Consider the following 23,218-nt stretch of genomic DNA (forward strand, 5'->3'; position numbering starts at 1 on the left):
ACACCTACCTTTTTTCTGGGTGTTTAACTTTTGGAAAGGATAAAGATGCGATGTATTTACCGCCGTGCTGAACGCAGCCACGGTATTTACGCCAAACCACGAAAACATAATTACCATTACCTGCTATATCATCAGCAATGCCGAAATCCTTTGCATTGGCAGCATTTATATTCCGATTTCTAGGGTAAACTTCTTGCCAAATAACATGCTTTTGGCGTGGATCAAAAGTGACATTGGCAACAATACAGTTTTTACCACATGAGTTCTTAGTACTTTGTGTAACGTGTAGGCTATTTCTATTGGTAACGATATCGGCAGCATGCATTGCAGCAACCACTGATGCGCGAAAGCGTGAGGGTTGAGTAACGCGCATAAGCCTTGGTACTTCATGTCCCCAGATATCTCCTAGGCTACCAATATCATGATTAATAAGCAGATAGGGATGAGTAAGCATATAAGCTATTTCTGCTACTTCCGTTCTATCTGAAACAGCATCGGCTTCACTGATATAATAAGGGTAGCCATAATGTGTTTCTGCACGATGTGATAGATAAGGAATCTGATAAAATCCCGCAGGGCTGCCAATTACATCAACAACTCGAGTACGCTCATCATTAATATGCATATTGTTGATCTGGCCAGCATCATCGCCAAAACCTAGATCAGAACCAGTAGCTAGTTTATAAGCACGCTGATAGAGTGCTTGACTTCCCGGATTTTCAAATAATGCTTTTGCCTCAATCCATGGATTGGTCTCAGGTCGATTAGCAACAGTTACAATTAAATCAGGTAAGAATTGTTCCACTGCTGGAACGGCTACCATTTTCGGTGGGAATTTTCCTTCAGCCCAAGTGCAGCTACCAATAATTTTATAATGGGAATTACTTAATGTTTTACTTAAAACGCGTGTGGCGATAGTAAACGTATTAACGGGATGCGGTGGCTTAATACTTTCTTTAGCTTGTGCGGTTAAGCAAGTCATTATAGTTAAAATGGCTAGATTAATCGCTGTAAAAGCAGTCCTCTTGTTTTGGTTTTTGATTTTTGTTTTCCAAGCGTTTAGCAATAATTTCTGCAGCCTTAAGGACATCATGTTCTTTCTCCAAAGCATGTCGCTCTGCCTTTTCTGTTTTTTCATTCATAAGTAAGGCAAGTAAATAGCGAGGTGGAATAACACGAAATAATCCCTGATAACGTGAACCTAACAAGACAGCTTCTGCATACAAGCCTTTTTGTGAATCAATATCTCTGATTAAGGCTTCCTGCTGCGGTGTTAATTGTTTAAATCGTTTGACATCATTAATTTCTTTTTCATCCAGACCTAATAAAATCCAGGTCTCAATAAGCGATAGAATTTTAGTGGCTTTTTCAGAATTCATATCAGTAACGTTCTGTGTAATAGCAGCAAGCCACAAGCCTAGTTTTCTTGCGACTTTAGCTACTAATAAACATGCCGTAACCACTGATGGAATTTGAAATTGCAGATGTGATTCATCAATAAAGAGAAAAGTAGGGCGGTTATCATTTTGTGTTGCTTCTGCCATGCCAAGTATTCTTGGCAGCAGAGACACCATCACTAAGGCTAGTTTTCCTGGCTCATCTTTTATAGCTGAAATATCGATATGAAAGATATCAAAATCACCTAAGGGCTCAGTAGGCACATTAAAAAAACGGGATTTGGCACTGTTTATTACATAACTGTTTAAGCGGTCATGCATATCCAAAATTCGATCTTTTTTACGCGCAACCGTTTCATTCTCCATACGCCGTTTAAAAGCAGCTACGATATGCTCTGTTAGCATTTGGGGTATGTCATTCTTAAAGGAAGTTAAAATGGCATCACTTAAGACTTCGATTAAAAGTGTTTCATCAGCTAAAGTAAATTGCTCTTCTTCCAAAGTATTTGCTTCGGTAATCATGGTACGCAAAGCCAAAGCAAGCTCTGCAAGATAAGAGCGAGAATCATTACATGAAAGCTCAAAGGGATTAGCCGGTTGCTCCAAATTTTCTTTCAAAGCCATTATCTTTTGCGCAATTAAAGCGGCTTGCTCTGAATTTAGATTATCAGTAATTTCAGGAATGGCTTTGTAAGCCTCACAAAAAGGATTTAACGGAACAGCTTCACCTTTTTTGTTGCTAAGTAATAATTGTTTGGTATGTTTGCCATGAGCTTTAGCATGAATAAGCATGCGATCAAAAGAGTTACCCATTTCAAATAAAACGATACGGGCATTTTTAATGGCCATTAAGGAATTAATCATCCAGCCAATTAAGACAGATTTGCCACCGCCTGAATTAGCAAATATAGCACAGTGAGAATTTTGACTGATGAAATCAGTATGTAATAAGTCAAATAAGACAGGCTCACCTAATCGATTAAAGAAGGTAAAGCAAGGTAGGTGTTTTGCTCCTTGATTGCGGCCATAAACAGGTAATAGGGCTGCGAGCTCTGAAGCATATAATAAGCGATCAAAGCGTAAAAATTGGCGTGCAAAGGCCGGAATAAAATTAAAAGGAAGTGCACAAAGATAACTATTTAATGGATGCAAATCATGTTGCGAGGATATAAGTGGCATTTTGGCATCCACAAATAGATCTTTTAATTCTTTTTCAATATGAAGCGCTTTTTCTTCAGTTTCTGCTCGATATAAGACAGCTTGATTCACCCAAAATAAGCGGTTTCCAGTCGCTAATTCATCACGTGCTGTTTTAATGTCTTGTTTTACTTGGGTTGGTTTTAAGCTTGTTCCAATAATGCCTTTCTCTAAGCGTATTAAATGTGCGTCTAAGGCATCATCATGACTAAATATAACTTGTATAGTGTAGGTTGCTCCTTCTGGTAATCGATCTAGTAGGGCATAGCGATGTTTAGGATTGGCCTGAGGTCGCTCTCGAGACAGTAGGCCGATATCAGGCGCTTCACGTAAGCCATCAACATATAAAATTCGATGATGGCAGCTATCAAAAATAAAGCCTTGATTCGTGCTTTGTGGCGGCGTAAAAAATACAGCTTGTGCAAGCGTATATCCAGCAGGTTTTTTATTAATGGGATAAGGAAAACGAGTAATCAGTTCTTCTATATTTCCTTGCGTTAATTGAGAATTTGGATTAAACCAACGCACCCACCAATAATAATAGTCTTTACCTGTTAGGCGTTTTAATTGTAATCCAGGTGAACGAAGTTTATTTTCAATTTGTGCTATAACATCGAGATGTTCAGCAAGCGCTTGTTCTCTCGTTGACTCTAGCTGTTGATACAACCGATAAAACAAAACTCGAATTCGTCGACGTCGACCGCGATAAGGCATGCCGGTTTTAGGATCATAAAATAGTCCTTCCTCTCTGGTCATCTTAGTCATTAAATCAGCCAGTCGATTGCAATAATCCTGAGTAAATGAATCATCAATAAGGCCGGAATTAACATGTTGTTTTATGTGTTTTAACACTGGTTTAAGACAGTAATCATCGTTAACATACATTTGCATAACCCAAGGGTCTTCTTTGTAAAGAGGTACAACTGTGGCAAAGGTTTCCTTTACCTTTTGAAAGACTGCTTCTAGGTGGTCAGTTGAGGAGGCTTCTGCTGGAATACTGGCAAGTTCAAAACCAGAGCCAATGCTAACACCATCTTGTAACAAGAAAAGATTTTCTTTGTCACAGAAATCAACAATAGCCCATTGATCAGGTAAAGAGGGTAGTTTATTTTGATAGCGTGCTTTAACTGCCTTCTCGGTAACCGGAGATGAGCTGTACTCACCTATCAACCAGTTATTTAATGACTGTAACCATTGCTTCATAGCACTCCTTAATAATACTCTGATGCGAGAGCAAATTGATTTTGCTTATATAGAAAAAAGCTAGTTGTATAACCTGGCTTAATTAATTGCTCATCACCAATCAATGCTATATGTGGAAAGACATAGATTGGGATTTGTGGATTATCTAATGGTTTAAAGAGGGACTTAATTTCATTCACTGCTGTGCGAGTATAGCCAGAGTAGTGAATTGGTTTTGCTATATTAACAGACCAGCGCTGTATGGGTTTTTCAATACTTTGCTGGTAAAGCTCACTAACTGTTAGGCCACCTTCAGGTAAGGGTTGCGTTGATTTGACAGACGACGCACAAGCACTTAAAGCGAGGGCACTAGCGCAAACTAAAATCATGTAATGTTTGTTGTGACTGACCATAATTTAATACTCTCCCGTTGACATCTTTATCGAGGTGAATGGTTTGGGTGATATGAAGTGATAACTGTGTAGGTTTATAACCGACCGGTGTTAAGAAGCTAGCTGGGACAAATACCATATCAAAGCTACCTTGAATGCGCTTTTCAAGCCACTCAGCGCCCTTTATAGAGCTTTGCGATAAGGCGCCGCCAAGCGCATAATTTCCCAATGAACCTGTTGGTGTATTAATACTGCCATTGACATTAGCGGTATAAGACATTTGCCATTGTGATAAGGCATTACCAAAGCCTTTCATAGCATCGGCAGTAACCATGGCTGTTAAAACTTGTGGGGCGTTAGTAAAATATTGTCCTTTAATGCAAGGGTTACCAAATGCCGTAGTTAAATAGCCTAAACTCTCATTATTAATGAGATCTGCTGTGCCGGTCATCTGTTCTTTACCAACCGTTACAAAGTGGCCATCAGTAAAAACAAATAAAGCAGAGGTAACGTAAGCTCGTACACAGCTGATATTATCGAGAAAAGATCCAACCCCAATTGCATAGCCATTTACTTTCATGCCAGAGATAGCTGGAGGAAGCGCAATACCATTAGCTGCCATTAAATCACCACGATTAATAATCGCAGAAAAAGGAAACAAAGGTTGCATGAGTTTTCCTTCGACAGGAACTTCGCCGATTAAGGCAGAAAGTAAGGTGGTATGTCCTAAATCAGACCCTGCAGGAATGGTATAGTAAGGTATAGTGGTTTTTTCTTTCTGCTTTTTAGAGAAAGTCACTTTTTTAGTAATGGTTTTCTGCTTTGATCTAAGACGTTCCCAGTAAGCCAGCTCAGCCTGATTACTTTCTTGCTTCATCAATAGTTGGTCAACATCTTTAATCAACGTATCAGTTGATGATTTCGAGGCTTGAGAAGTTTCAATAGGATAGGATTCAGACCCTTTTTCACTAGCTGATTTTAACGCCCGTATTTCCTCTTTTAATGTATTTAATTCTTCAATCAAGTGCGCATCAGGCGAGACTTGATTTTCTGAGGCTTTATCGTTTGCTGTTTGTTGCGCTTTCTCAAAAGACAATAATTTTTGCTCTGTTTCTTGTAAGCGGGCAGCAACATCGCGAATATTGTCATTAAATTGACTGGCAATTGCTTCATTAAAATTATTGGGATTCGCTGTTTGTTCATTAGCTGGCGTTACTGCATGATGATTGTTTAAGACTATTAAAGCAGTAATGCCAACTACACTTCCTGTTAGTACTTTTAGGCCTAAGTTTTTTGTCATCGCACAAATTCCTTATCTGCAGTAAAAGCATCATTGAAAGGGCGCTCGGAGACGAGGAATAAAGTGGTAGTATCATTTTCACCACGAGGTTCTAGTGTATTAGTAGGGTAAAAAGATGCTGTTTGCCAATGCCCGAGCAGGCGACGAGGATCTAAGGTAATTTCTTTCTTTAATAGGTTTTTTAGCTCAATTGCAGTGACATAAAGGCTTCCACCTTGCCACGAAATTAAGGGATAGGCTGCAACACTTGCCCCATAAACAAGGTTAATTTTACGTTGTGTTTGCATGGGCACGCGATCAACGCCTTCTGGAATAATTAGAAGACGAGCTGGCGCGTAAAGAGATTGGATTGCAAAGCGAGTGAGTGTAACGGCGTTAAAATCAAAATCAACAGTATTGTCTATTTTGTCATGTTCACTATTATGACTTTCAAGTAGTACGTCAATCGGTTTTGTAGCTACAATATTTTCTGATGCAGATAAAGTTAAGATAATAACGTCGCCCTGTGGCATCAGTTGCACTAGCAAGCGCTGATTAGTAAAAGGTTCTTTAGCTTTTAAATAAAGGCTATCTTGTACTTTCAGTACAGCTATTTTTTCATCGGCTTCATTATCAACAATACTAATGGCTTGTGGAAAATGGATAAGCCGCTCTTCGTTTAAGGAGAGCGTTATGGGAATGGGTGTTTTATCCCAAAGAACATGGTCAGCATCGAGCGCAAATGTATTAATGCTACAAACTAACATCATTAAGGCAATTAAAAATTTAAATCGAATCATGTGATTTATTCTCCAGGGGGTTAGCAAGCAGGTCTTCTATTAATTTTTCAGGTTGAGTGTAGCCATCTAGTGCTAATTGGAATGGATTCTCGAGACGAGATAAATTAACTTTAACAACACGTACGTGGTAGTCGACTACTTTATCAGCGATAACAACCGGACTATTATTCTTTAGGCGTTGTGTAATCCGTAAAACAAGGTGTACTTCCCAGGTATTATTACCAAGCGGTTTAACATCACCATTTTCAATAAAGCGATAAAGACTTGCTACTTGTGTCCTATTAAATAACTGGGCATCTTTATAAGCTTTAAGCGTTTGATCTAGAAGCTTGCGGTGTCGGGTTGTAAAATAATAGTGAAAACCGGCAAGATTAGTAGAAAATTCTTTTTTGCCACCATTTGACCACGTGTTTAAAGCTGGCATAAGGGTCGCTACAAATCCATGAACATACTCTGCTGGAATATGTTCTGCTTTGATAAGTCCGCCATTAGCTGCCATGCTAGGCGAAAGCCAGAATTCATAGCGTTTTGGTAAGGAGTAAAGCGTGATAATCAGCCCTAAAATTATCACCAGCAATGAGGCAGTGAAGGCTAGCATTAAGCGATTTAGTTGATTTAGGCTGTCAATTTTTTGCCAATATTTAAACATCATGTTGATCTACCAATTTACTTGTTTGCCAGACACCTTGATAGTAAAGATAAGGTGAGCGTTTAAGACCTAACCGTATAAAAAGAAGAAGTGTTTTTTTCATGACATAACCATATGGTTTGCCTGCTTTGACATGAGCAATCCATTTAGGAATAATGGTTATTGCTAAAATGAACCCCAATAAAAAACCGACGCATCCTAAAGCCAGTGGATAGCCTAAAAGTAAACCAATAAAAACTAATAACAGACTTGATGTTGGCGTCGCTATTAAAACTATCCAAAATAATTCACGTAAGCTTAGCCCTTTATAGGCCTCATAATCGTGAGATAGATGTCTTGAGGAAGGTCGGTTTATCATATTGGCCTTAAATTTTAAATTTAGTGATCATGAGATAGCCGACATAACCCGCAACGATACTTATAGCGAGGTAGGTAATGCCCATAACGGCAAACATGCCGAATGACACCATTGACCCATCGTTCTTTTTAGCTTCTTCTATGCCATGTTGCACAGTAGTGATGAATTTAATGAAGCTAATAACAGATGCAATAAAGAGTAATAGACCTAGACCTTGTTTGACGTAGTTACTAGTAACAGTCATCAAACTTTTATTACCATCGCTGATGTCATCTGCATTAGCTACTTTAGGAAACCAATTATCGGCTAGTAACGCTGGTGCATAATTTAAGCTGATAAAGCCGAGGCTTAGTCGCTGTGTCCATTGCCTTAATTGGCTGAGTTGATTTTTCATAGTTAATTCCCCTTAACGATTAAAATGAGTATAAAAAGACACAGTCCTATGACTAAACGCACAAGGCGTGAGCCAAGAACAATGAGGAATCCTTCTTGCGCTTTTTCAGCGCTATCCATGAAATAATTAATGCACCAAATGACAGCGATAATGGTGAGCATAATAGCGATAAAGCGAATGCAACTTGAGAAAGTGCTAGCAGTTATATCACCGGTAGCTTGTCTGAAACTTTCTGTAAATGTCTTCGCAATATCTACTTTGTTCATGCCTATCTTCCTATAAAGTCAAGCGCTAATGGCTTAACTGTTTTAGGTTCTATTGCTGGTTTGTTAATGTAGTCAATTAGCGTGTTGCGAATTTCTAATAAATCCTGGCGTAAGCCGGGATGGAAATTGCCATCAGCGCTCTTAAAAGAATCAATATGAAATTGTAGGCGATTTGTAGGATCTACTTCCTTTTCTGCTTCATCTAGCAAAGGCATAATGGCATTAATTTGGTTAATTACGCGCACTAAAATCTGATTTAACGCTGCTTCACTCGCATACAGACAGGAATTAAATGTCAGCGCAAAGAATAAAAGCCAATATTTCATTTCATCTCCTATAAATACTTTTTAAAACGGCTAGCGGTTATTGAGACAATTACACTCAAAAAAATACTGACAGGTACAAAAACCAATGCAGGATTCACACTAATAGGCATAGCTAGCCATAATGCTAAAAGCAGCAGTAAACCGTGTCTAAAATAGTGATTTAAGCGGTGAAAAACATAAGATGATTCTCGCCCAAGAGATGCTGTGCGAATGGCGCGTTGATTTAATCCATCAACTAAACCGGCTGTTGTAGCCATAGCGAACAGAGGAATGCTTGCAACTAAAATCATGACCTTAACGTATATTACAGCGGTGGTTATACAGATAAGGCTCCAGATTTGTTGGACTACTTGAAATACATTTATAAAAAGATCATCAAGATCAGAATCTGCATGAGTCAGCAGGTTATCAAATTCACTTTTTATAAATATACCTGTACTTTCTATTTTTTTAGTTAATTTTTGTGTAGGTATGCTTTTTACTTTAGAGTCAATGTAGTTAGCAATTGAAGCATCATTAAACTCTGAAACGGCAGAAGACTGCTGGCTAGCCAGTTTGTAAATACGTTGCCAAGCTGTATTAAAATCATTTAATCCCCAAAGGCTTAAACTCCAGCCTAATAAAATTAACCAACCTAGAAAAATAAGTAAAAGTAGGTTGAACACCATTCTTTTTGAACGCTTTTGTTTAACCTTTTCTACTGCCATATTTCATCCTCATGAGCAATAAAGGGGTAATGACTTTCATGAAACATAATCAGCAGTTCATCAACGTTAGCAGGTAAGAGCGGGGCTTTAATTAAGCGTTGAAACTCCTCCAAGCGGTTAGAGTTATCAATGTTGGTTATAAATCCAATAGCATGCTTTTCTTCTAATTCATGGGCATGTTCTTTAAGCCAATTAAATGAGAAAGGATCGCCACCGAGAATAAAAAGAGGTTGAGAAAGATGAGTAAGATCTATTTTTCGTCGCTTAATATGACCTACCTGGGCTTGGCTATTTATAGGTAGTCGAGCATCTAGTTTTTCCTCTAATTCTAGAGATTCAGCACTAAGCTGAGTTTGTATTGTTTCTGTTTGATGGCTAAAGCAAACAGTTGCTATTAATAAGCTGCCTACAAATAAAGACTTTGTTTTCATTTAAAATTTCCCTAAGTCGACAATATTGGATTTGCCATTTTTTGCTAGAAGTAATAAAGGTGTGAATTTATTTTTTATCTGAAGGGCATCAAAATTTAGATCACCATGGTTAAGGGTAATACGACCACTATTGACTAATTGCTGTGATAGTTGGTGCTGGTTAGCCCATAATTGAATCGCCGCATCATCACTTTTTAATAACATGATGTGTAAGTAAGTATTAGGCGTACTATTGATTACATCGATAATGCTTAAAATAATACTTACAACTGAATCCTCAGGCTTAATAAAGAAATATAATATATCGCCTTGGCTTAATTGTACGGGCTTATGTGCATAGGGTGAGTAGGGCGTTGGATCAAAATTTCCAACGATGGGAATATTAGCAAAAAGTTTATTATAAGCTTTATAAAAAGCATTATTCCAAGCAATATTTTTTGCTACTTTTTGAGCTTCTTGTTCTGCTGCAAGTGTTGCAAAATGATTACGTTCTATCTCATTACGAGCATTAATACCTAGAATGTCTAAGGGAGTTAAATTTAATCCTTTGTAATAGAGCTGACTTCTATTTTGCATTAGAAGTACGTAACGTTTTTCTTCTTCCAATGTCAAACCCCAAACTTTAGCTTCATGTATTTGGTTAGGATTTAAAACAAGTTCATTAATATTTTGATCAGAGGTTATGTCTTCTTGATTGATAGTTAAACCGGCGCGAGCTAACGTTTGATCTTGTATGGTCAATGGATTTAAATTTTCAGAGCTAAAGCCGGGAATAAGCAGTTCAGCTTGTGCTGTTTGATTTATTAGCCAGAGGAGCAACAGAATTTTATTTCTAACCATGCTGCTCTCCACTTTCATCAAGCTTCACAACAACATGTTCTTTATTTTTATTTTCAAACTCAACGCATTGCTTACCAAAATCAATATGTAAAACATGCCAACCTGCTAATGAATCCCCTTTTTCTAAAGGAACTGTTTTGTAGTCATAAGATACATTTATAAGATTAACATGTTGGATGTTATCAATACTTATAAGTTGGAAAGGTAGAGCAGAGATAGGAAGATAGTGAATAGGATTTTGTTTCTTATCTAAGGAGTTTACGACCTGATGGATATTTTCTAATTGTTTTGCTACCTCATTGCGATTATTAGTTAGCAATTGATATTGATTAATTTGGCTTTCACCATTAACTTTAAGCTGATCGATTTTGGTTGTTAATATATCTAGCTCTTGATTTAATGAGGTTAAATCAATTTTTTCACTTGGCTGCTTTAATTGCTGGTCGATACTGTTAAGCTGCGATTGAATATCGTTTAAGATAATCGTTGTAATTCGAGTGTTCTTATTAATTGCTTCGCTTTTATTTTTAATGACCAGGCCTTCACTAGCAAAAAGAATCATTAAAGTGATAAAGGCTAAATGTTTATTAATGCATTTCTTAAAGTAAATCATATTTAACCCTTCAACTGATGTTTAATGGTTTGTTGATAAGCAGGTTTTAATTGAAAATTAACTTCGCGTTGTAAATGATCTTCTAGCAGGCTAAACACTTGTGCTCCAACTAATATTTCTAATCCTTCCTTTACAGAAATAGGGCCTAAATTTCTTTGAGTTTGTGGTAGCTTCTTACCCATTAAAGTTTTTAATATACTGGGTTGTTTCTCTTTAGGTGCTAGCGTGTAACCTGAATATTGCAGCCAGTACTCGACTGCATCAGCGATCGTTCTAATATCCTGCGAGAATCGTATTTGCTGTATTGCAAGAAGAGGATTAATTTGTGCAGGTAATGGTTTATTAGCAACAGTTGTGTATCGATTAATTTGACTAACATTGGCAGCTTGAGCCATTAAGGCAACTAAGCTCAATGAAATAAGTATGAAGATTTTAAACATACACAAACTCCAGCCGGGCTGATGCCCGGTTATCTAATTTGGTTTAGTTGATATTTCTGGTGTAGCTATTAGTTGTAGACTCTCCCTTTTTTTAAGAAAAATCTCCTTGCGATCAACATCGATATGCTTAGGGGCTTTAATACCTACAGCGATATTCCCTCTACGAATATATAAAATCTTAATTTCTATTTGACCTTTGTCGATTAGAATTTGTTCACCAATTCGGCGGGTAAGAATAAGCATGAAACTCTCCTTAATTAACCTTTTAAAATGTCTAACATGGCTTTAATGTTTAATTCAGCTGCTTCTAGAAAGGCTTGCTTATCAAATTCTTCGACTGATTTGCGAAATATATTTTTTTGAGAAATTGATTTGCAGCATTCAATAAATTGCGGCAATGTAGGTGGAAAGTGATGGCGCTCACGAAATATCAGTAAGGCATCTCTAATAGTTCGATTATCAAAACGCTGTAAAGCAGAAGACCATTCTTTTTTAGTAACTGTGAGTGCATGTTCACTTTGAAAGCTACTCCACCAGATATAGCCATAAATAGCACCTAGGCGAGTAAATAGTGTATCTATACGTTTATCTTGTATTTCAGTTTTTTCTGAGGAGAAAGACATTTTCTGGATTTGATCGTCTTGGCTCATCTTCGTCAAAATCGAAGTCGGCGCCTGCGCATTCCTTCCAGAAAAATTCGCCTGTAGATTTTTTTCGAGAATATGTTGTAGTTTTTGCATGTTTACGCTCCGAGGTTGTAATAGGTGTAAGCTCGTCCTTCCAGCATTGTTGAGCGAGCCAGTTAGCAGGATATTTCCAAGGAGGAGCCCATTGGCCAGCTAGTTGTAACTCATCATGGTTTTTGATTTGTGCATGAAGTGCTGTAAGTATTTCGCTTAAGAGAGTGTCATCGGGGTTAATCTTTTGAAACTCTTCTTGAGCTTTGTCTTTAGATTTTTTATGTGGATAATTTGACCAAAATTTTTCGAATTTTTGTAAAAGATATAAATAATTATTATCTTTATGAGGTGTGACGGCTTTTCGTAATTTGCCCATGTTGGCTTTTACGTATCCTGCCGATTCTAAACCAGTGTTTTCAAGGTATTTATTAGTATTTAAGGTGATGGCTTGGGCTGACGGCTTTGTGACGGCTTTTTTTTGAGCAAAATAATCCAACGAGGCTAACAAGCATTTTAAAATTAATTTCTCATTTGTTGACTGCAGCTGAATTAAGCCAGCACGTTCAAGGGCAGCAAGTGCACGTCTAACTTGCGCACGAGAATAAGTCACGCTCTTTATCCCTTGATGAGATTCAACAAAAAGCTGTTCAGCGATAGATTGGTGACTAATACCCCGATCAAGTCCAACAATTCCTGTCTTTATATTCATGTATGGCTTAATGCCTCTTAAGTAAGCAAGCTGTTGTACATGTGGTAATTCATACAATGCTGCTAATTCTTCTCCATTGATCATGAAGTACATTGCATCCTCTTAAATTTTGTAGTCCAATTACACATCATTTCGGGTAGAAAAAATGATGAAAAACAATTACATGAACACTAAATGTGTATTAATACTCAATTCGAGCATTTAAAATTAAACATTAACACATATTGAGAAGTAGTCAATATCTGATATGATGTTTTTGAACGGTATGGATCGTGAGTAACTTATGAGTATTAAAGAGAAAATAGGAAAGCGTATTAAGGATGAACGCTTAGCAAAAGGTTTAACTCGAAAAGGGTTAGCAGAATTAACGAATGACCTGAATGTATCGCGTATTAATAACTATGAACGTGGTGAAAGAACGCCAGGTCCGATGGAAATAAAGCAGCTTGCTAAAGCCCTAGAAGTATCAGCAGCGTTTTTAATGTGTTTATCAGATGACAAACAAGGCGCCTTGAAAAAATCGCCTGGCTTAGGTGCTTTAATTCCTATCTTAACTTATCAACAAGCCTGTAACCCAGTTGAGTATATTAATCAAATTAAACAAGATACCTATTCAGAAAAGGTAAATTTAATGCCTATTGCGCCAAAGCTAAGTGAGCGAATTAGTGAATATGCTTTTGCTATAGAGGTGCAGGATTCAAGTATGATTCCAGAGTTTAGGGTAGGGGATATTCTTATTGTTGATCCACAACTTTTACCCAAGCCTGGTGATTTTATTGTGGCTCAGCTCAATGAAGATAAAGAAATTTTAATTCGTAAATATAAACAGCTTTCTGCTACTAAGATGAATCCTGAGTTTGAGTTAATTGCATTAAATGAAGATTGGGCAAAAATATCAGTTAGTTCAGAGGTGAGCATAAATATTATTGGAACAGTAATGAGTTTAAATAGAACAATGAACTAAAAAGTAATTAACTAGAAGATTTAGAGTTAATTTAATTTATTGAAAATTAGTTGAGAAAGTTACATGACCATCATTTTAGAAACAAAAAGGTTGGTTTTGAAAACGATGGCACTTAAAGATTTAGATTCTTTATTTGCTCTTCGCTCTGACCCTTTGGTAATGAAATATATAGGTAGTGGAAACTTACAAACGAAAGAGCAGGTCAAAGAGCTCATTAACCTTGATCAAAATTATTTTAAAGAATTTGGTTTAGGTTTTTTTAATGTTTTTAATAAAAGTGATGGTGATTTTATTGGTCAGGCAGGGTTGTTTCATTTAGGTTTCGATGTTAAGCAGCCGGAAATTGAAATAGCTTATCGTTTGTTTCCAGAATATTGGCTCAAGGGTTATGCGACTGAATTAGCTATTGCTTTAATTAAATGGGGTTTTAGAGAAAAGAAGCTAGATAGAATTATTGCTATGGTTCATCCTGAAAACGAGCAATCAAGGCGAGTATTAGAAAAATCTGGGATGAGCTATGTTGGAATGATTAATTTTCACGATAATTTAATCCCATGTTATGAGATTAAAAATACTATTATTTTTCCAGATAAAGTAAAACTACAGCTTGCTTCTATAGATGATTATCCCATTATTCAAAATATGACTGCTTATTATGCTTATGATGTCAGTGAGTATATGCAATGGCCTATGGAAGAGACTGGTGTTTGTGATATTGGCCAGGATTATTTACGTTATTTTAATAAGGAAAATACCTTTCCTTTTTTGATTCGTTATGATGGGGAGCTAGCGGGTTTTGCTATTATCGATAAAGAAGTAAGCGATAGCAATAATGACTACAATATGGCGCAATTTTTTATTATTAGAAAATTTAAAGGGTGCGGATTAGGTAGGCAAATTGCTTTTCAGTGTTTTAATCAATTCGAAGGCCGCTGGGAAATCTTTGTGATGCCCGGTAATGAGGGTGCTTATTGCTTTTGGCGTAAAATTGTGGGTGAATATACTAATCATAATTTTCAAGAAGTAAGTCGTGAAGTGAACCAGTATCCTCGCAATATTTTTATCTTCGAAAGTAACAAAGAAACAACTGACTATTAAATAGGATTTGAAATTTAGATAAATAGGGCGTGATAAATTTATAATTTAAGCAAAAATTTAACTATTCTGATATCAAGTAATTTAACCAATGAAAAAAGTACTTTCTCTAAATAAAATAACACCTGATTATAAGAGTATTAATAAGGTTATTGCCCTTAGTATTGGCCATGCAACTAAAAGTAAAATTAAAAAGATTTTGCAAAGTTATAATCAGAAGGAACATTACTTAATCGGTGGATTTATTGATAACCATCTTATCGCAATCATTGGTATTTATCTTGAAGGTAACTTAGGTGTTATTAAGCACCTTGCTGTAGTTGAAAATTACAGAAGGCAGGGAATTGCATGGCAATTAATCAAAGAAGTTATCCATTCATTTTCATTAAAACAGTTAAAAGCAGAAACAGATGATGAAGCAGTTAGATTTTATCAGCAATGTGGTTTTAGATGTTACCCTATAGTTAGCCCATATAGAAATCGATATGAGTGTTTATATAGTTTAGATTTAAATTAATAGAGAAATTATAGCTTTTTAAGATAATTTTATTTAGATTCATTCTTTCATAAAAAGAAATGAACGGTTAATTAAATATACTACTTATGGTTGTTTGCATTAATTTTTATAAAGAGCAATTAGGTTTAGAAAATGCGACATTTGTGCATATTCAGCACGACGATACGATGGTTGCCATTGTTTATAAAGTGATAGTCCCCTTGAGCTCACCACTTATTCTAAAGATAAGTACACGCTCTGATGACTATTATCGTGAGGCTTATTTTTTAAATTGTTTAGCGAATAAATTACCCGTGCCACGTCTTGTTGCTAGTATTCCGCCTTCTGAAAACTCATATGGTGCGCTGTTAATGGAATGCTTGCCTGGTGATTTACTTAGACAGTCTGATTTTTTAGTGATGTCTTATCAAGTTGGTGTATTGTTAGCTGAGATTCATGTAAATCGTGTAGAAGGCTTTGGTGATTTAATTCATACGCCACTAGATTCTAACCCCTGCAATCATTTTATGTTTAAATTTGAAGAAGGGCTTGCCGAATGTGCTGCTCATTTACCGCAAGTTTTACTTGAGCGCTGTCGTTGTTATATGAATGAGCAACTTTATTTGCTTAAAGAAGTAGATGGGCCTTGTATCACTCATCGTGATTTTCGTCCTGGGAATATCCTTGTTGAGAATAATAAAATAAGCGGTATCATTGATTGGGCTTCAGGGCGAGCAAGTTTTGCTGAGGAAGACTTTTACTCCTTAGAGCATGCGCATTGCTTTTCCACACTTAAAGTTAGACAATTATTTTTGCAAGGCTATGCCAGCGTTCGTACTCTACCTAATTACAGTAGAATGCTGCCAATTCTAAGTTTAAGCAAAGTCATTGGTATGATTGGTTTCATGGTTAAAACAGGAACCTGGGACACAAGCCATAAAAAATTATATCAATATAATTACCAGCTTCTTAAACAGATAATAGCTTTTGATAAAAAAGCTTAACCATTTCTACTTTAATTTAACAAAGTTTAAGAGCTGGTAAGTAAATAAAGATTGCTGGGTCTCTAAACAATTTCTACATTGGCGTCATCTACTAATACGGCTAGTAAAAATGATGATAGGAACACTAGAGCCCTTCATTTAGGAAACTGATTATTAACTAATGAAAAATAACTTCATAAAACTTTCTTCATATAATAACGCTTATGACCCTTTGGACAGTCATCTAGAGTGCCAAACACTTCGTATCCGTGTTTGAGATAAAAATCTTTTGCCTGAAAATCAAAGGTATCGAGATGAGCTAAAGTTACGCCTAATTGCTTTGCTTTTTCTTCAACTTTGTTAATTAACATTGTACCAAGACCTTGATTGCGGTAGCTTTCTCCAACAAAAAAGACACTGATATATAGGATCTTCCATATATAAACCTCCGAACAAATACCTGCAATAGTCTCATCACCATTTTTGATCGTAAAATTTATATCAATGACTGCTGGCTTTTGTGTAGCCGGAGCACACGATTTATTAAACTCAAACAGTTTTTGATCCACAATCTTAAATGAATCTTTGGCATTGAGTTCTAACTTATAGTTTGTATTTGGTACATACACATCGAAGTTAGCTGTTTCTGTGCTCTTTATCCAATCTACTATTTTCCAAGCAACTTCTTTTAAAGTGAGATTGGTTGTATCAAGAATCAGAATATTAGCTAAATCATTATAATTCGTTAGCTGGTCAAATCGCCTAAAATCCATAATACTTGCAGCAGATTCTTGAATAACATGTACAGCCCATGTTGGATCTTGATGATGCATACGAAGCCATGCAGACCAGTTAAGCATATTCTGATCTGCGCCATAGGTATTGCGCTTCTTAAGCCGCTGGATACGCTTAAAATCACTAACATCCAAGAGACAAAAGTTAATTTTATCAATCTGCCTGGCAGAAGGGCTACTTAGGATTTCACCTAAAACAATTTGTCCCAACAAACAAGCATCTTTGCCTTCGCTTAGTAATTTTTTAATCCATTGTTCAGTTGATTCCTGACGCCATTTTTTATCAGCATTCTCAGGAACACCAATATCATCAAAATCATAAACGGCAATATTATCGCCTAATAGTTCCTTTAAATCTGGCATTACGGCTGTTTTACCACTGCCACTAGCACCGGCTATAAAATATAATTGAATCATGGGTCAATCCTGTTTGATTGGAAACTTAAGGTATGCTTATTAGGTTGATAAAAATCATCAGGAACCTAACCTTGCACAATTTTTCCAAGTAATCGCCGTAACTAAATGTTGCAACGGTTTTTTGACAAAGTTTAATGTTGGTTTAAGTTTTTTACCATATAAACCATATTCCATTCATATCCCGCTGGTTTTAAATCAAAAAGAGCATTAAAACCAACTGATTGATAGAATAAGTACGTTCTAAGATAATTCTCATCTGATTCAGAAGGACTTAGTGTTTCAACAGTTATGGTTCTAGCGCCTTTTGTTTTAGAAAAATGACAAGCTCCTTCGATTAATTGCTTTCCTACGCCCTGGCGATGAAAATCATGTCTTACAGCCATCCAATAAATATTGGCATTATTAGGATAAGGAAAATCAATCGAAATAAGTCCAATTGTATTACCTTGCATTTGCGCTGCAAAATTAGTACGTGTTTTTACACCCATTACATAGTGCTTGTTAGCTTCGGGTAAACCAAAATACTCAGGTAAATCTTCTGTGATTGTTTGACATATGGCTTGAGCCACTTCACCTTTTATTTTTTCAATTTGAATCATAATATTTTTCCTACCGCAATATCTTGAGCATCCCCTTTATAGCCATCTGGATCGTCAAATGGCATATCAATATAACCATTATTTCTATAAAATCTCAGCACAGCGGATGAAGATTCAACATGCAAGCTCTGATAATTCTGGCTTTTGAGCCACTTTTCGCATAAAGCCAAAAATTGGCTACCGTATTGATGATTTCATTTATGCTCATCAATTACAATGATCCGTAATGCTGCTCTGTTATGAGGGCATTGTTTCAAGTGAGTATAACCACTGATGTCACTTCCTTGATATAAAACCAAATGAACATGGGCATTATGCTCAAAAGTCCACGTATAAGGAGCTGAAAGCCCAGCCGCATCAAAAAGATAAAATTGCCTAAAATAGCGTACTTTATCACATTCGCGTGGCGTTAATGCTTTAACCACTCTTAATTCATGAAACCCTGTTTTTTTATCAATGGTTATAATAAAGTTCTCTTTTCCCAAACAATAGGCGTTAATATCATAGGGGTATATATAACTACGTTATTGATTAGTTTGAAAAGAAAGTGAATTTTCTTGTTTTACCTTATCTGTCTCATTCCGAACACCATCTACAACATCTCGATATCTTTGATTTACTTCTCTAGCAGACTCTAAATGCGCTGTATTGGTTATTTCATTTATTGGCTGTTTTTCTAGCAATTCTTCTTGGAGTTTTTGTAAAGGATGTTTATCAAATTGTTTAGGAGGGCCATCGATAAAATCAATGCTTACTTGGTTTCCATTAAATCTTATTTTATAAGATTGATCCTTTTCCGGTAAAAATTCCGTTTCTGATACTCTAATAAGCTTTATTTCTTCTCCAAATTGCTCGTGTATTAAACTACCTTCTCTAATAAACAGTGTTCTCTGTTCATTATATTTGTTTGTTAACATACCTTCAAAATGTTCTAGTGGTTTTTCAAATGTTTGCGCTTCAGAAGTGGACAGGTGAGCTTGATTAAACCATTCTAAACGCAGTCTGCTGGATTCGTGATTATTCGAAAACTCAAGCGCTTTAGTAAACTTATCTCGCGCTAGGTCAAATTTTTCCTCACGTTCAGCAATCAAACCTTCAAGCGTATTTTGCCAAACAGGATCGCAACCTTGAGGATAATTAGGCATACGTTTAAATAGCTCTTCTGTATTACCAATGGGCGCCAAATCAGATGAACTGAAGAGCTCGTTTGCAATTCTCATTCCATTTTCAGAATTTGTAAAAAAAACAGCACCTTTTTTATGGGTTACATTAATCGCAACAAAAGAGCGAGTATTGGGATTTTGACCATATTGATAGGCGATTATCTCATCTTTGTTATCTTTATTTTTATAGGTATAGATATGCCAACCTAAGCCACAAGTTGGAAAATCATTAGCGTTGGTGGGATTAAATGCGTCTCCCATATTCTTTAACCAAGCAGCCATTAATTTTGAAAAATCCTGAGCTGTTGTTTTTAGTGAGCCAGCCGCATGCACTGGAGGATCGCCTATATAAATACTTTCTGATTGGCCTAGTTCGGTATGAACTTTAACAATATTGAGGGCGTTCTCTGAGTGAGGCAAAAATGTTGAGTTTTCCATTTTTAATGGGCCAAACACATACTGTTTTGCTAGCTTTTCTAGGTCTTTCCCCGTTATGGCCTCAAGGACTTTTTGTAAGTAGAGAAAAGATTCACCTGAATAGGAATATCCCTTTCCTGGTTCTGAATTAAATGCCAAGGTTGAATGTGGGTTAACCCCTACATTTGGTAAGCCTGTGGTATGTGATAATACATGTTTAATGGTTAACTTTTTAGCTTGTTCAGGATATTTTCCCTCATCTATAAATCTCTCATATTCCAAAACATCATTTAATTGTTTAGCTTGTTCCTCTAATTGTGTAGTTTCTTTTGGAGCTTCATTCAATTGTTTACGCACTTCGATTTGTTTTTCCCTAACAATCTCATAAATTGGTGTATCCAATTTAACTTTATTTTCCTCAGCCCATTGTAAAACTAAATAAGTAAATACAATTTTGCTAAGGGAGGACGCTGGGAATTGGGTATTATTATTTACGTCAGTAGCGGGGGAGTCGGCGTTTTTTTTGCCAAAAGCTATTGCAGTACTTTCAAATTCAGTGTTGTTTTGCTCTTTTGGCTCAACATAAGCATAGCTTATTGCTGGAATATGAGCAGGGGCTGTTATTTTTTGTAAAGTATCAACAGACGGCTTAGGCATAATGTATTAAAAATAATCTAAATATATATTCATTATAAAACAAATCTTTGTGCCTGATAGTTGCAGTTTTTACCCCTACAAGTAAACTTATCTTAAAGAGTGTATCGCGTTTTTTTCATTAGATTAGAAGCAAATCTTTGTTTAATTACTCTCTAAATCATTTTTAGGCCTTGGTCCTTTCGATATATCAAATGGATTTGGTGATTTATAAGTAGAATCAGCCATGTCTTTTACATCAACTTTTTGGTTAGTAATTGGATTCGCCTTATAAGCAAGATCTGCATTATAGTTATTGGTTGGAATAAGGTTTTTATTCAAAAGCTTAGTAACAAATTGATCATATAATTTTTGATCTGGAATACTAATTTTCAGGTCATTCCCTTTTCTTGAGACGCTAATATTTTGTCCCTTGACTTCCTGAGTAAATAGTTTCAGTTCTTCTTCAATTTTATCATAAAGCTCGTTAAGATCCTTTGCATCAGTATCATCAAGAGATTCATCACCTTCAAAATGGATTAATCCCTTTGCTAAGTCTAATCCCATTGAAAACACAGCAGATCCATTATTAAAATTATAAAGGAAATCATCTTCAGTTTGCCAAACTTCACTATGTTCTAGGTAAGAGGATAATGCTCTGACTTCTAGATTTGTAGGTTTATATTCTGGAGTAGGCGCACTACCTTTTTGGGCTGTTTCACCTTTATCGCCACCGCCGCCTCCTCCGCCACCACCATGGCCTTTGCAAATAGGTGAGCCCATTGCCCGGCATATACCGCAAGGGTTGCTATCTAAAGCATTTGATCGTTCCTCGCTTCGCTTTCCTTTAGTTTTGGCATTAGTTGGCATTTCGCACTCCATAACATCATCTACTTGTTCAAATTTTAATATATCAAGGTTATGTTATAGAGCAATTTTTTGGATTTTTACGAATTATTAACAAATATATTTTACGGTAAGGTTAGGTTTCAAACACTTACTTTATTCAATGGCAAGATAATGTTAACGCTACTGTTGTCCTTTCTCAGTTCGCAGTTAAAATAAGGACTCGTGATTGTTTAGCAAAGCGAATTAGTCACTAATAATCACTAGGAACCATTTAAATAGTTTATTTGCGACTTCCTCTTCAAACGTAGCTTTGCCACTGGCAACTTGGCTTAAATAAAACGGATTTACATCTAAAAGCTCAGCTAACATTTTTAAATCATTATTACTTTGAAATAATATGAACTCAACTAAGTATTTCTGAGCTTCTTTTCTATACTGGATAGTTAGATCAGTGGAGGTTAATAATTTAACTAGACTTCCCATGTAAAAAACTCCTGTTTACAACTTAACAACAATGAACTGTGTTTTCATAAACAGAAGTTAACCATAATAGGATCGGTGAAAAAATTAGTATTTTTACTTCGAAAAAATTACTAATAAAATACAATTAAGTAGGAACTCCATCAGCTAAAACAGATTCTTCTTGATTAGAATCGTCTATGTATTGGCTGATTTTGTTAGCAATGAAGTAAAGAAAGATTGCCCCTGCAAGAGCCCACATGCCTAGTTCTTGAAAAACATATAAGTAGTTGTTATTAGTTATTAATGGGTGAATGGAAGACGCCTTAGTCATGGCATTAGAAAAGTAATGAGATAATGTTGCGGCAACTCCGGATGTCATTGTCCAGATTCCCATAAGCAGGCCTTGTAAGTTTATAGGGGCAATACGTCCTATCATAGCGTACCCTACAGGTGCAATTAATAACTCAGCAATAGCTTGAAAGAAATAGTGTCCTATTACCCAGCTTGCACTACTATAGCCCTCGCTATTAGCAAATTTAATTCCATAAGCTAAGCAAAAGAATGACAATGATAACATTACAAACGCACTAAAGAACTGCCTTGAAATTGAGAAAATAAATCCTTTGTTGCGTAATTTATCGATAACTATAGAAAGAGTGGGCGCGCCTAAAATAATTACTACAGTGTTAACATTTAAAATCCATTGGGTAGCAATTTCAAAATTAAAAAGGTGCTTATCCACATTATTCTTAATAAAAAGCGTAATGCCCATAGGGCCTGTATAATATATCATCCAAAAAATAATAGAGGTAACTGCTAAAATGAGATAAGCAAGTAGTTTTTGTCTATCGACAAGGTTCTTTTGTTGTTTTCTTAAATAGAGAATTAAAACAAACATGACTAAACTTAGTGCAATAATTAAGTAATTACTTAAAGTTGCCCACTTAAAACAAAATAAGATTAAAGGAATTAAGAACATTATAAGAATAACGCCTTTAATATTTTTGGCTTGCTGCTTTAATGTGTTATTAATCTTAAGCAAAGGTGTTTCTCGATCGGCTAGTACTTTCCAATTAGCGACCAAAAAAAATAAAGATAATGTATTAGCTAAAGTGCTTAAATAGAATAAAGGGCCATAATGGTTAGAATAATCATAAAAGCCACTACAAAAATAACCTACAAAAAAACCAAAATTCAACACAGCATAATTAAAAAAGAAGGCTTTCTCACGCCGATTATCGTTTGCGTCAAAACGTTGAGTCAGCATATTATAGTAACTTGTTGTATTAAGCCCACATCCCACTAAATATAAGCTTAAGCTTATATAAAGTAGATTACCCTGAAATTTGGCGAGAAAAAATAAGCCGCTACTTTGAATAACAGCAGTGATTAGAAATAATGCTCGATTACTCAGATAACTTCCGCCTAATACTCCTCCAAATAATTGCATGACATAATTAAAAGCTAAAAACAAGCCAACAATACCATTTGAAAAAGAACTTTCTAAACCTAGTTCCTTAGTAATAAAAAGTGCTAAAGAAGAGTAAAGGGTAGCATACGAAAAGGTGGAATATGCTTTAATAAAATAAAGTGGGATAACTCCTTTGGGCATTCTTGCTTGCTGCTTATTCATTTTTACATCCTATACATCCTGAAAAAGGTGACTCTATCATTAAAGATGGCTAT

At 36.0% G+C, this 23,218-nt stretch carries 29 protein-coding genes; 4 read left to right on the top strand and 25 right to left on the bottom strand.

Annotation, left to right across the window (positions count from 1 at the left end):
• Positions 1–4 precede the first annotated feature (4 nt).
• From ACNVED_RS05200 to ACNVED_RS05285, 18 genes are read right to left on the bottom strand one after another with little or no spacing between them, the layout of a single operon-like run.
• Positions 5–982, bottom strand: a complete 978-nt coding sequence (locus tag ACNVED_RS05200; RefSeq protein WP_419421149.1) for a TIGR03756 family integrating conjugative element protein — start codon at positions 980–982, stop codon at positions 5–7.
• Positions 983–1,001: 19 nt separating this feature from the next.
• The gene (locus tag ACNVED_RS05205) at positions 1,002–3,797 is read right to left on the bottom strand and encodes a conjugative transfer ATPase (RefSeq protein WP_419420698.1); all 2,796 of its coding nucleotides are present in this window, start codon (positions 3,795–3,797) and stop codon (positions 1,002–1,004) included.
• An 8-nt stretch (positions 3,798–3,805) separates the two neighbouring features.
• Positions 3,806–4,189 (bottom strand): TIGR03751 family conjugal transfer lipoprotein, encoded by a 384-nt coding sequence (locus ACNVED_RS05210; RefSeq protein WP_419420699.1) that lies wholly within the window; start codon positions 4,187–4,189, stop codon positions 3,806–3,808.
• Positions 4,146–5,468 carry a TIGR03752 family integrating conjugative element protein gene (locus ACNVED_RS05215; RefSeq protein WP_419420700.1) on the bottom strand — a complete coding sequence of 441 codons (1,323 nt, stop codon included), beginning with the start codon at positions 5,466–5,468 and terminating at the stop codon, positions 4,146–4,148. Before ACNVED_RS05215 ends, ACNVED_RS05210 begins: the two co-directional genes overlap by 44 nt.
• Positions 5,465–6,247: a TIGR03749 family integrating conjugative element protein gene (locus ACNVED_RS05220; RefSeq protein ID WP_419420701.1), complete on the bottom strand. Its 783-nt coding sequence runs from the start codon at positions 6,245–6,247 to the stop codon at positions 5,465–5,467. Before ACNVED_RS05220 ends, ACNVED_RS05215 begins: the two co-directional genes overlap by 4 nt.
• Positions 6,234–6,896: a DUF2895 family protein gene (locus ACNVED_RS05225; RefSeq protein ID WP_131783825.1), complete on the bottom strand. Its 663-nt coding sequence runs from the start codon at positions 6,894–6,896 to the stop codon at positions 6,234–6,236. Before ACNVED_RS05225 ends, ACNVED_RS05220 begins: the two co-directional genes overlap by 14 nt.
• Complete coding sequence (locus ACNVED_RS05230) at positions 6,889–7,251, bottom strand: TIGR03750 family conjugal transfer protein (protein WP_419421150.1); 363 nt, start codon at positions 7,249–7,251, stop codon at positions 6,889–6,891. The genes ACNVED_RS05225 and ACNVED_RS05230 overlap by 8 nt, the downstream gene beginning before the upstream one ends.
• Before the next feature lie 10 nt (positions 7,252–7,261).
• Positions 7,262–7,648 carry a hypothetical protein gene (locus tag ACNVED_RS05235; RefSeq protein WP_419420702.1) on the bottom strand — a complete coding sequence of 129 codons (387 nt, stop codon included), beginning with the start codon at positions 7,646–7,648 and terminating at the stop codon, positions 7,262–7,264.
• Positions 7,649–7,650: 2 nt separating this feature from the next.
• The gene (locus ACNVED_RS05240) at positions 7,651–7,914 is read right to left on the bottom strand and encodes a hypothetical protein (protein WP_131783803.1); all 264 of its coding nucleotides are present in this window, start codon (positions 7,912–7,914) and stop codon (positions 7,651–7,653) included.
• Between the two features lie 2 nt (positions 7,915–7,916).
• Positions 7,917–8,240 carry an RAQPRD family integrative conjugative element protein gene (locus ACNVED_RS05245; RefSeq protein WP_131783804.1) on the bottom strand — a complete coding sequence of 108 codons (324 nt, stop codon included), beginning with the start codon at positions 8,238–8,240 and terminating at the stop codon, positions 7,917–7,919.
• Between the two features lie 8 nt (positions 8,241–8,248).
• Positions 8,249–8,947, bottom strand: a complete 699-nt coding sequence (locus ACNVED_RS05250; RefSeq protein WP_419420703.1) for a TIGR03747 family integrating conjugative element membrane protein — start codon at positions 8,945–8,947, stop codon at positions 8,249–8,251.
• Positions 8,938–9,378, bottom strand: a complete 441-nt coding sequence (locus ACNVED_RS05255; RefSeq protein ID WP_419420704.1) for a PFL_4695 family integrating conjugative element protein — start codon at positions 9,376–9,378, stop codon at positions 8,938–8,940. Before ACNVED_RS05255 ends, ACNVED_RS05250 begins: the two co-directional genes overlap by 10 nt.
• A complete protein-coding gene (locus tag ACNVED_RS05260) occupies positions 9,379–10,218 on the bottom strand; it encodes a TIGR03759 family integrating conjugative element protein (protein ID WP_419420705.1) in 840 nt (279 codons plus the stop codon).
• Positions 10,211–10,831 carry a hypothetical protein gene (locus tag ACNVED_RS05265; protein ID WP_419420706.1) on the bottom strand — a complete coding sequence of 207 codons (621 nt, stop codon included), beginning with the start codon at positions 10,829–10,831 and terminating at the stop codon, positions 10,211–10,213. Before ACNVED_RS05265 ends, ACNVED_RS05260 begins: the two co-directional genes overlap by 8 nt.
• Positions 10,832–10,833: 2 nt before the next feature.
• Positions 10,834–11,271, bottom strand: a complete 438-nt coding sequence (locus ACNVED_RS05270; RefSeq protein WP_419420707.1) for a hypothetical protein — start codon at positions 11,269–11,271, stop codon at positions 10,834–10,836.
• Positions 11,272–11,304: 33 nt separating this feature from the next.
• Positions 11,305–11,514, bottom strand: coding sequence for a carbon storage regulator (locus ACNVED_RS05275; protein WP_419420708.1), 210 nt, complete (start codon positions 11,512–11,514; stop codon positions 11,305–11,307).
• Between the two features lie 14 nt (positions 11,515–11,528).
• The gene (locus ACNVED_RS05280; RefSeq protein WP_419420709.1) at positions 11,529–11,921 is read right to left on the bottom strand and encodes a Vir protein; all 393 of its coding nucleotides are present in this window, start codon (positions 11,919–11,921) and stop codon (positions 11,529–11,531) included.
• Positions 11,869–12,753: a hypothetical protein gene (locus ACNVED_RS05285; protein ID WP_419420710.1), complete on the bottom strand. Its 885-nt coding sequence runs from the start codon at positions 12,751–12,753 to the stop codon at positions 11,869–11,871. Before ACNVED_RS05285 ends, ACNVED_RS05280 begins: the two co-directional genes overlap by 53 nt.
• Positions 12,754–12,943: 190 nt before the next feature.
• Here ACNVED_RS05285 and ACNVED_RS05290 point away from each other — a divergent pair, with 190 nt between their 5' ends.
• From ACNVED_RS05290 to ACNVED_RS05305, 4 genes are all read left to right on the top strand, one after another.
• Entirely contained in the window at positions 12,944–13,624 is a 681-nt protein-coding gene (locus tag ACNVED_RS05290) for a helix-turn-helix domain-containing protein (RefSeq protein ID WP_419420711.1), read from the top strand.
• A gap of 63 nt (positions 13,625–13,687) precedes the next feature.
• Positions 13,688–14,722 (top strand): GNAT family N-acetyltransferase, encoded by a 1,035-nt coding sequence (locus ACNVED_RS05295; protein WP_419420712.1) that lies wholly within the window; start codon positions 13,688–13,690, stop codon positions 14,720–14,722.
• Between the two features lie 88 nt (positions 14,723–14,810).
• A complete protein-coding gene (locus ACNVED_RS05300) occupies positions 14,811–15,236 on the top strand; it encodes a GNAT family N-acetyltransferase (RefSeq protein WP_419420713.1) in 426 nt (141 codons plus the stop codon).
• 86 nt (positions 15,237–15,322) lie between these two features.
• Complete coding sequence (locus ACNVED_RS05305; protein WP_419420714.1) at positions 15,323–16,219, top strand: aminoglycoside phosphotransferase family protein; 897 nt, start codon at positions 15,323–15,325, stop codon at positions 16,217–16,219.
• A 173-nt stretch (positions 16,220–16,392) separates the two neighbouring features.
• Here the strand turns inward: ACNVED_RS05305 and ACNVED_RS05310 are convergent, their stop codons facing one another.
• The 7 genes from ACNVED_RS05310 to ACNVED_RS05340 form a co-directional block, all read right to left on the bottom strand.
• On the bottom strand, positions 16,393–17,409 hold the full coding sequence (locus ACNVED_RS05310) for a GNAT family N-acetyltransferase (RefSeq protein ID WP_419420715.1): 1,017 nt from the start codon (positions 17,407–17,409) through the stop codon (positions 16,393–16,395).
• A gap of 131 nt (positions 17,410–17,540) precedes the next feature.
• Positions 17,541–18,008, bottom strand: coding sequence for a GNAT family N-acetyltransferase (locus ACNVED_RS05315; RefSeq protein WP_419420716.1), 468 nt, complete (start codon positions 18,006–18,008; stop codon positions 17,541–17,543).
• A 194-nt stretch (positions 18,009–18,202) separates the two neighbouring features.
• Positions 18,203–18,493 carry a hypothetical protein gene (locus tag ACNVED_RS05320; RefSeq protein ID WP_419420717.1) on the bottom strand — a complete coding sequence of 97 codons (291 nt, stop codon included), beginning with the start codon at positions 18,491–18,493 and terminating at the stop codon, positions 18,203–18,205.
• A 39-nt stretch (positions 18,494–18,532) separates the two neighbouring features.
• On the bottom strand, positions 18,533–20,245 hold the full coding sequence (locus ACNVED_RS05325; RefSeq protein WP_419420718.1) for a serine hydrolase domain-containing protein: 1,713 nt from the start codon (positions 20,243–20,245) through the stop codon (positions 18,533–18,535).
• A gap of 141 nt (positions 20,246–20,386) precedes the next feature.
• On the bottom strand, positions 20,387–21,091 hold the full coding sequence (locus ACNVED_RS05330) for a hypothetical protein (protein WP_419420719.1): 705 nt from the start codon (positions 21,089–21,091) through the stop codon (positions 20,387–20,389).
• 222 nt (positions 21,092–21,313) lie between these two features.
• A complete protein-coding gene (locus tag ACNVED_RS05335) occupies positions 21,314–21,553 on the bottom strand; it encodes a hypothetical protein (protein ID WP_419420720.1) in 240 nt (79 codons plus the stop codon).
• Positions 21,554–21,677: 124 nt separating this feature from the next.
• Entirely contained in the window at positions 21,678–23,165 is a 1,488-nt protein-coding gene (locus ACNVED_RS05340) for a peptide MFS transporter (protein WP_419420721.1), read from the bottom strand.
• Positions 23,166–23,218 lie beyond the last annotated feature (53 nt).

The sequence above is a fragment of the Legionella sp. D16C41 genome (assembly GCF_048541585.1).
Lineage (GTDB): Bacteria > Pseudomonadota > Gammaproteobacteria > Legionellales > Legionellaceae > Legionella_C.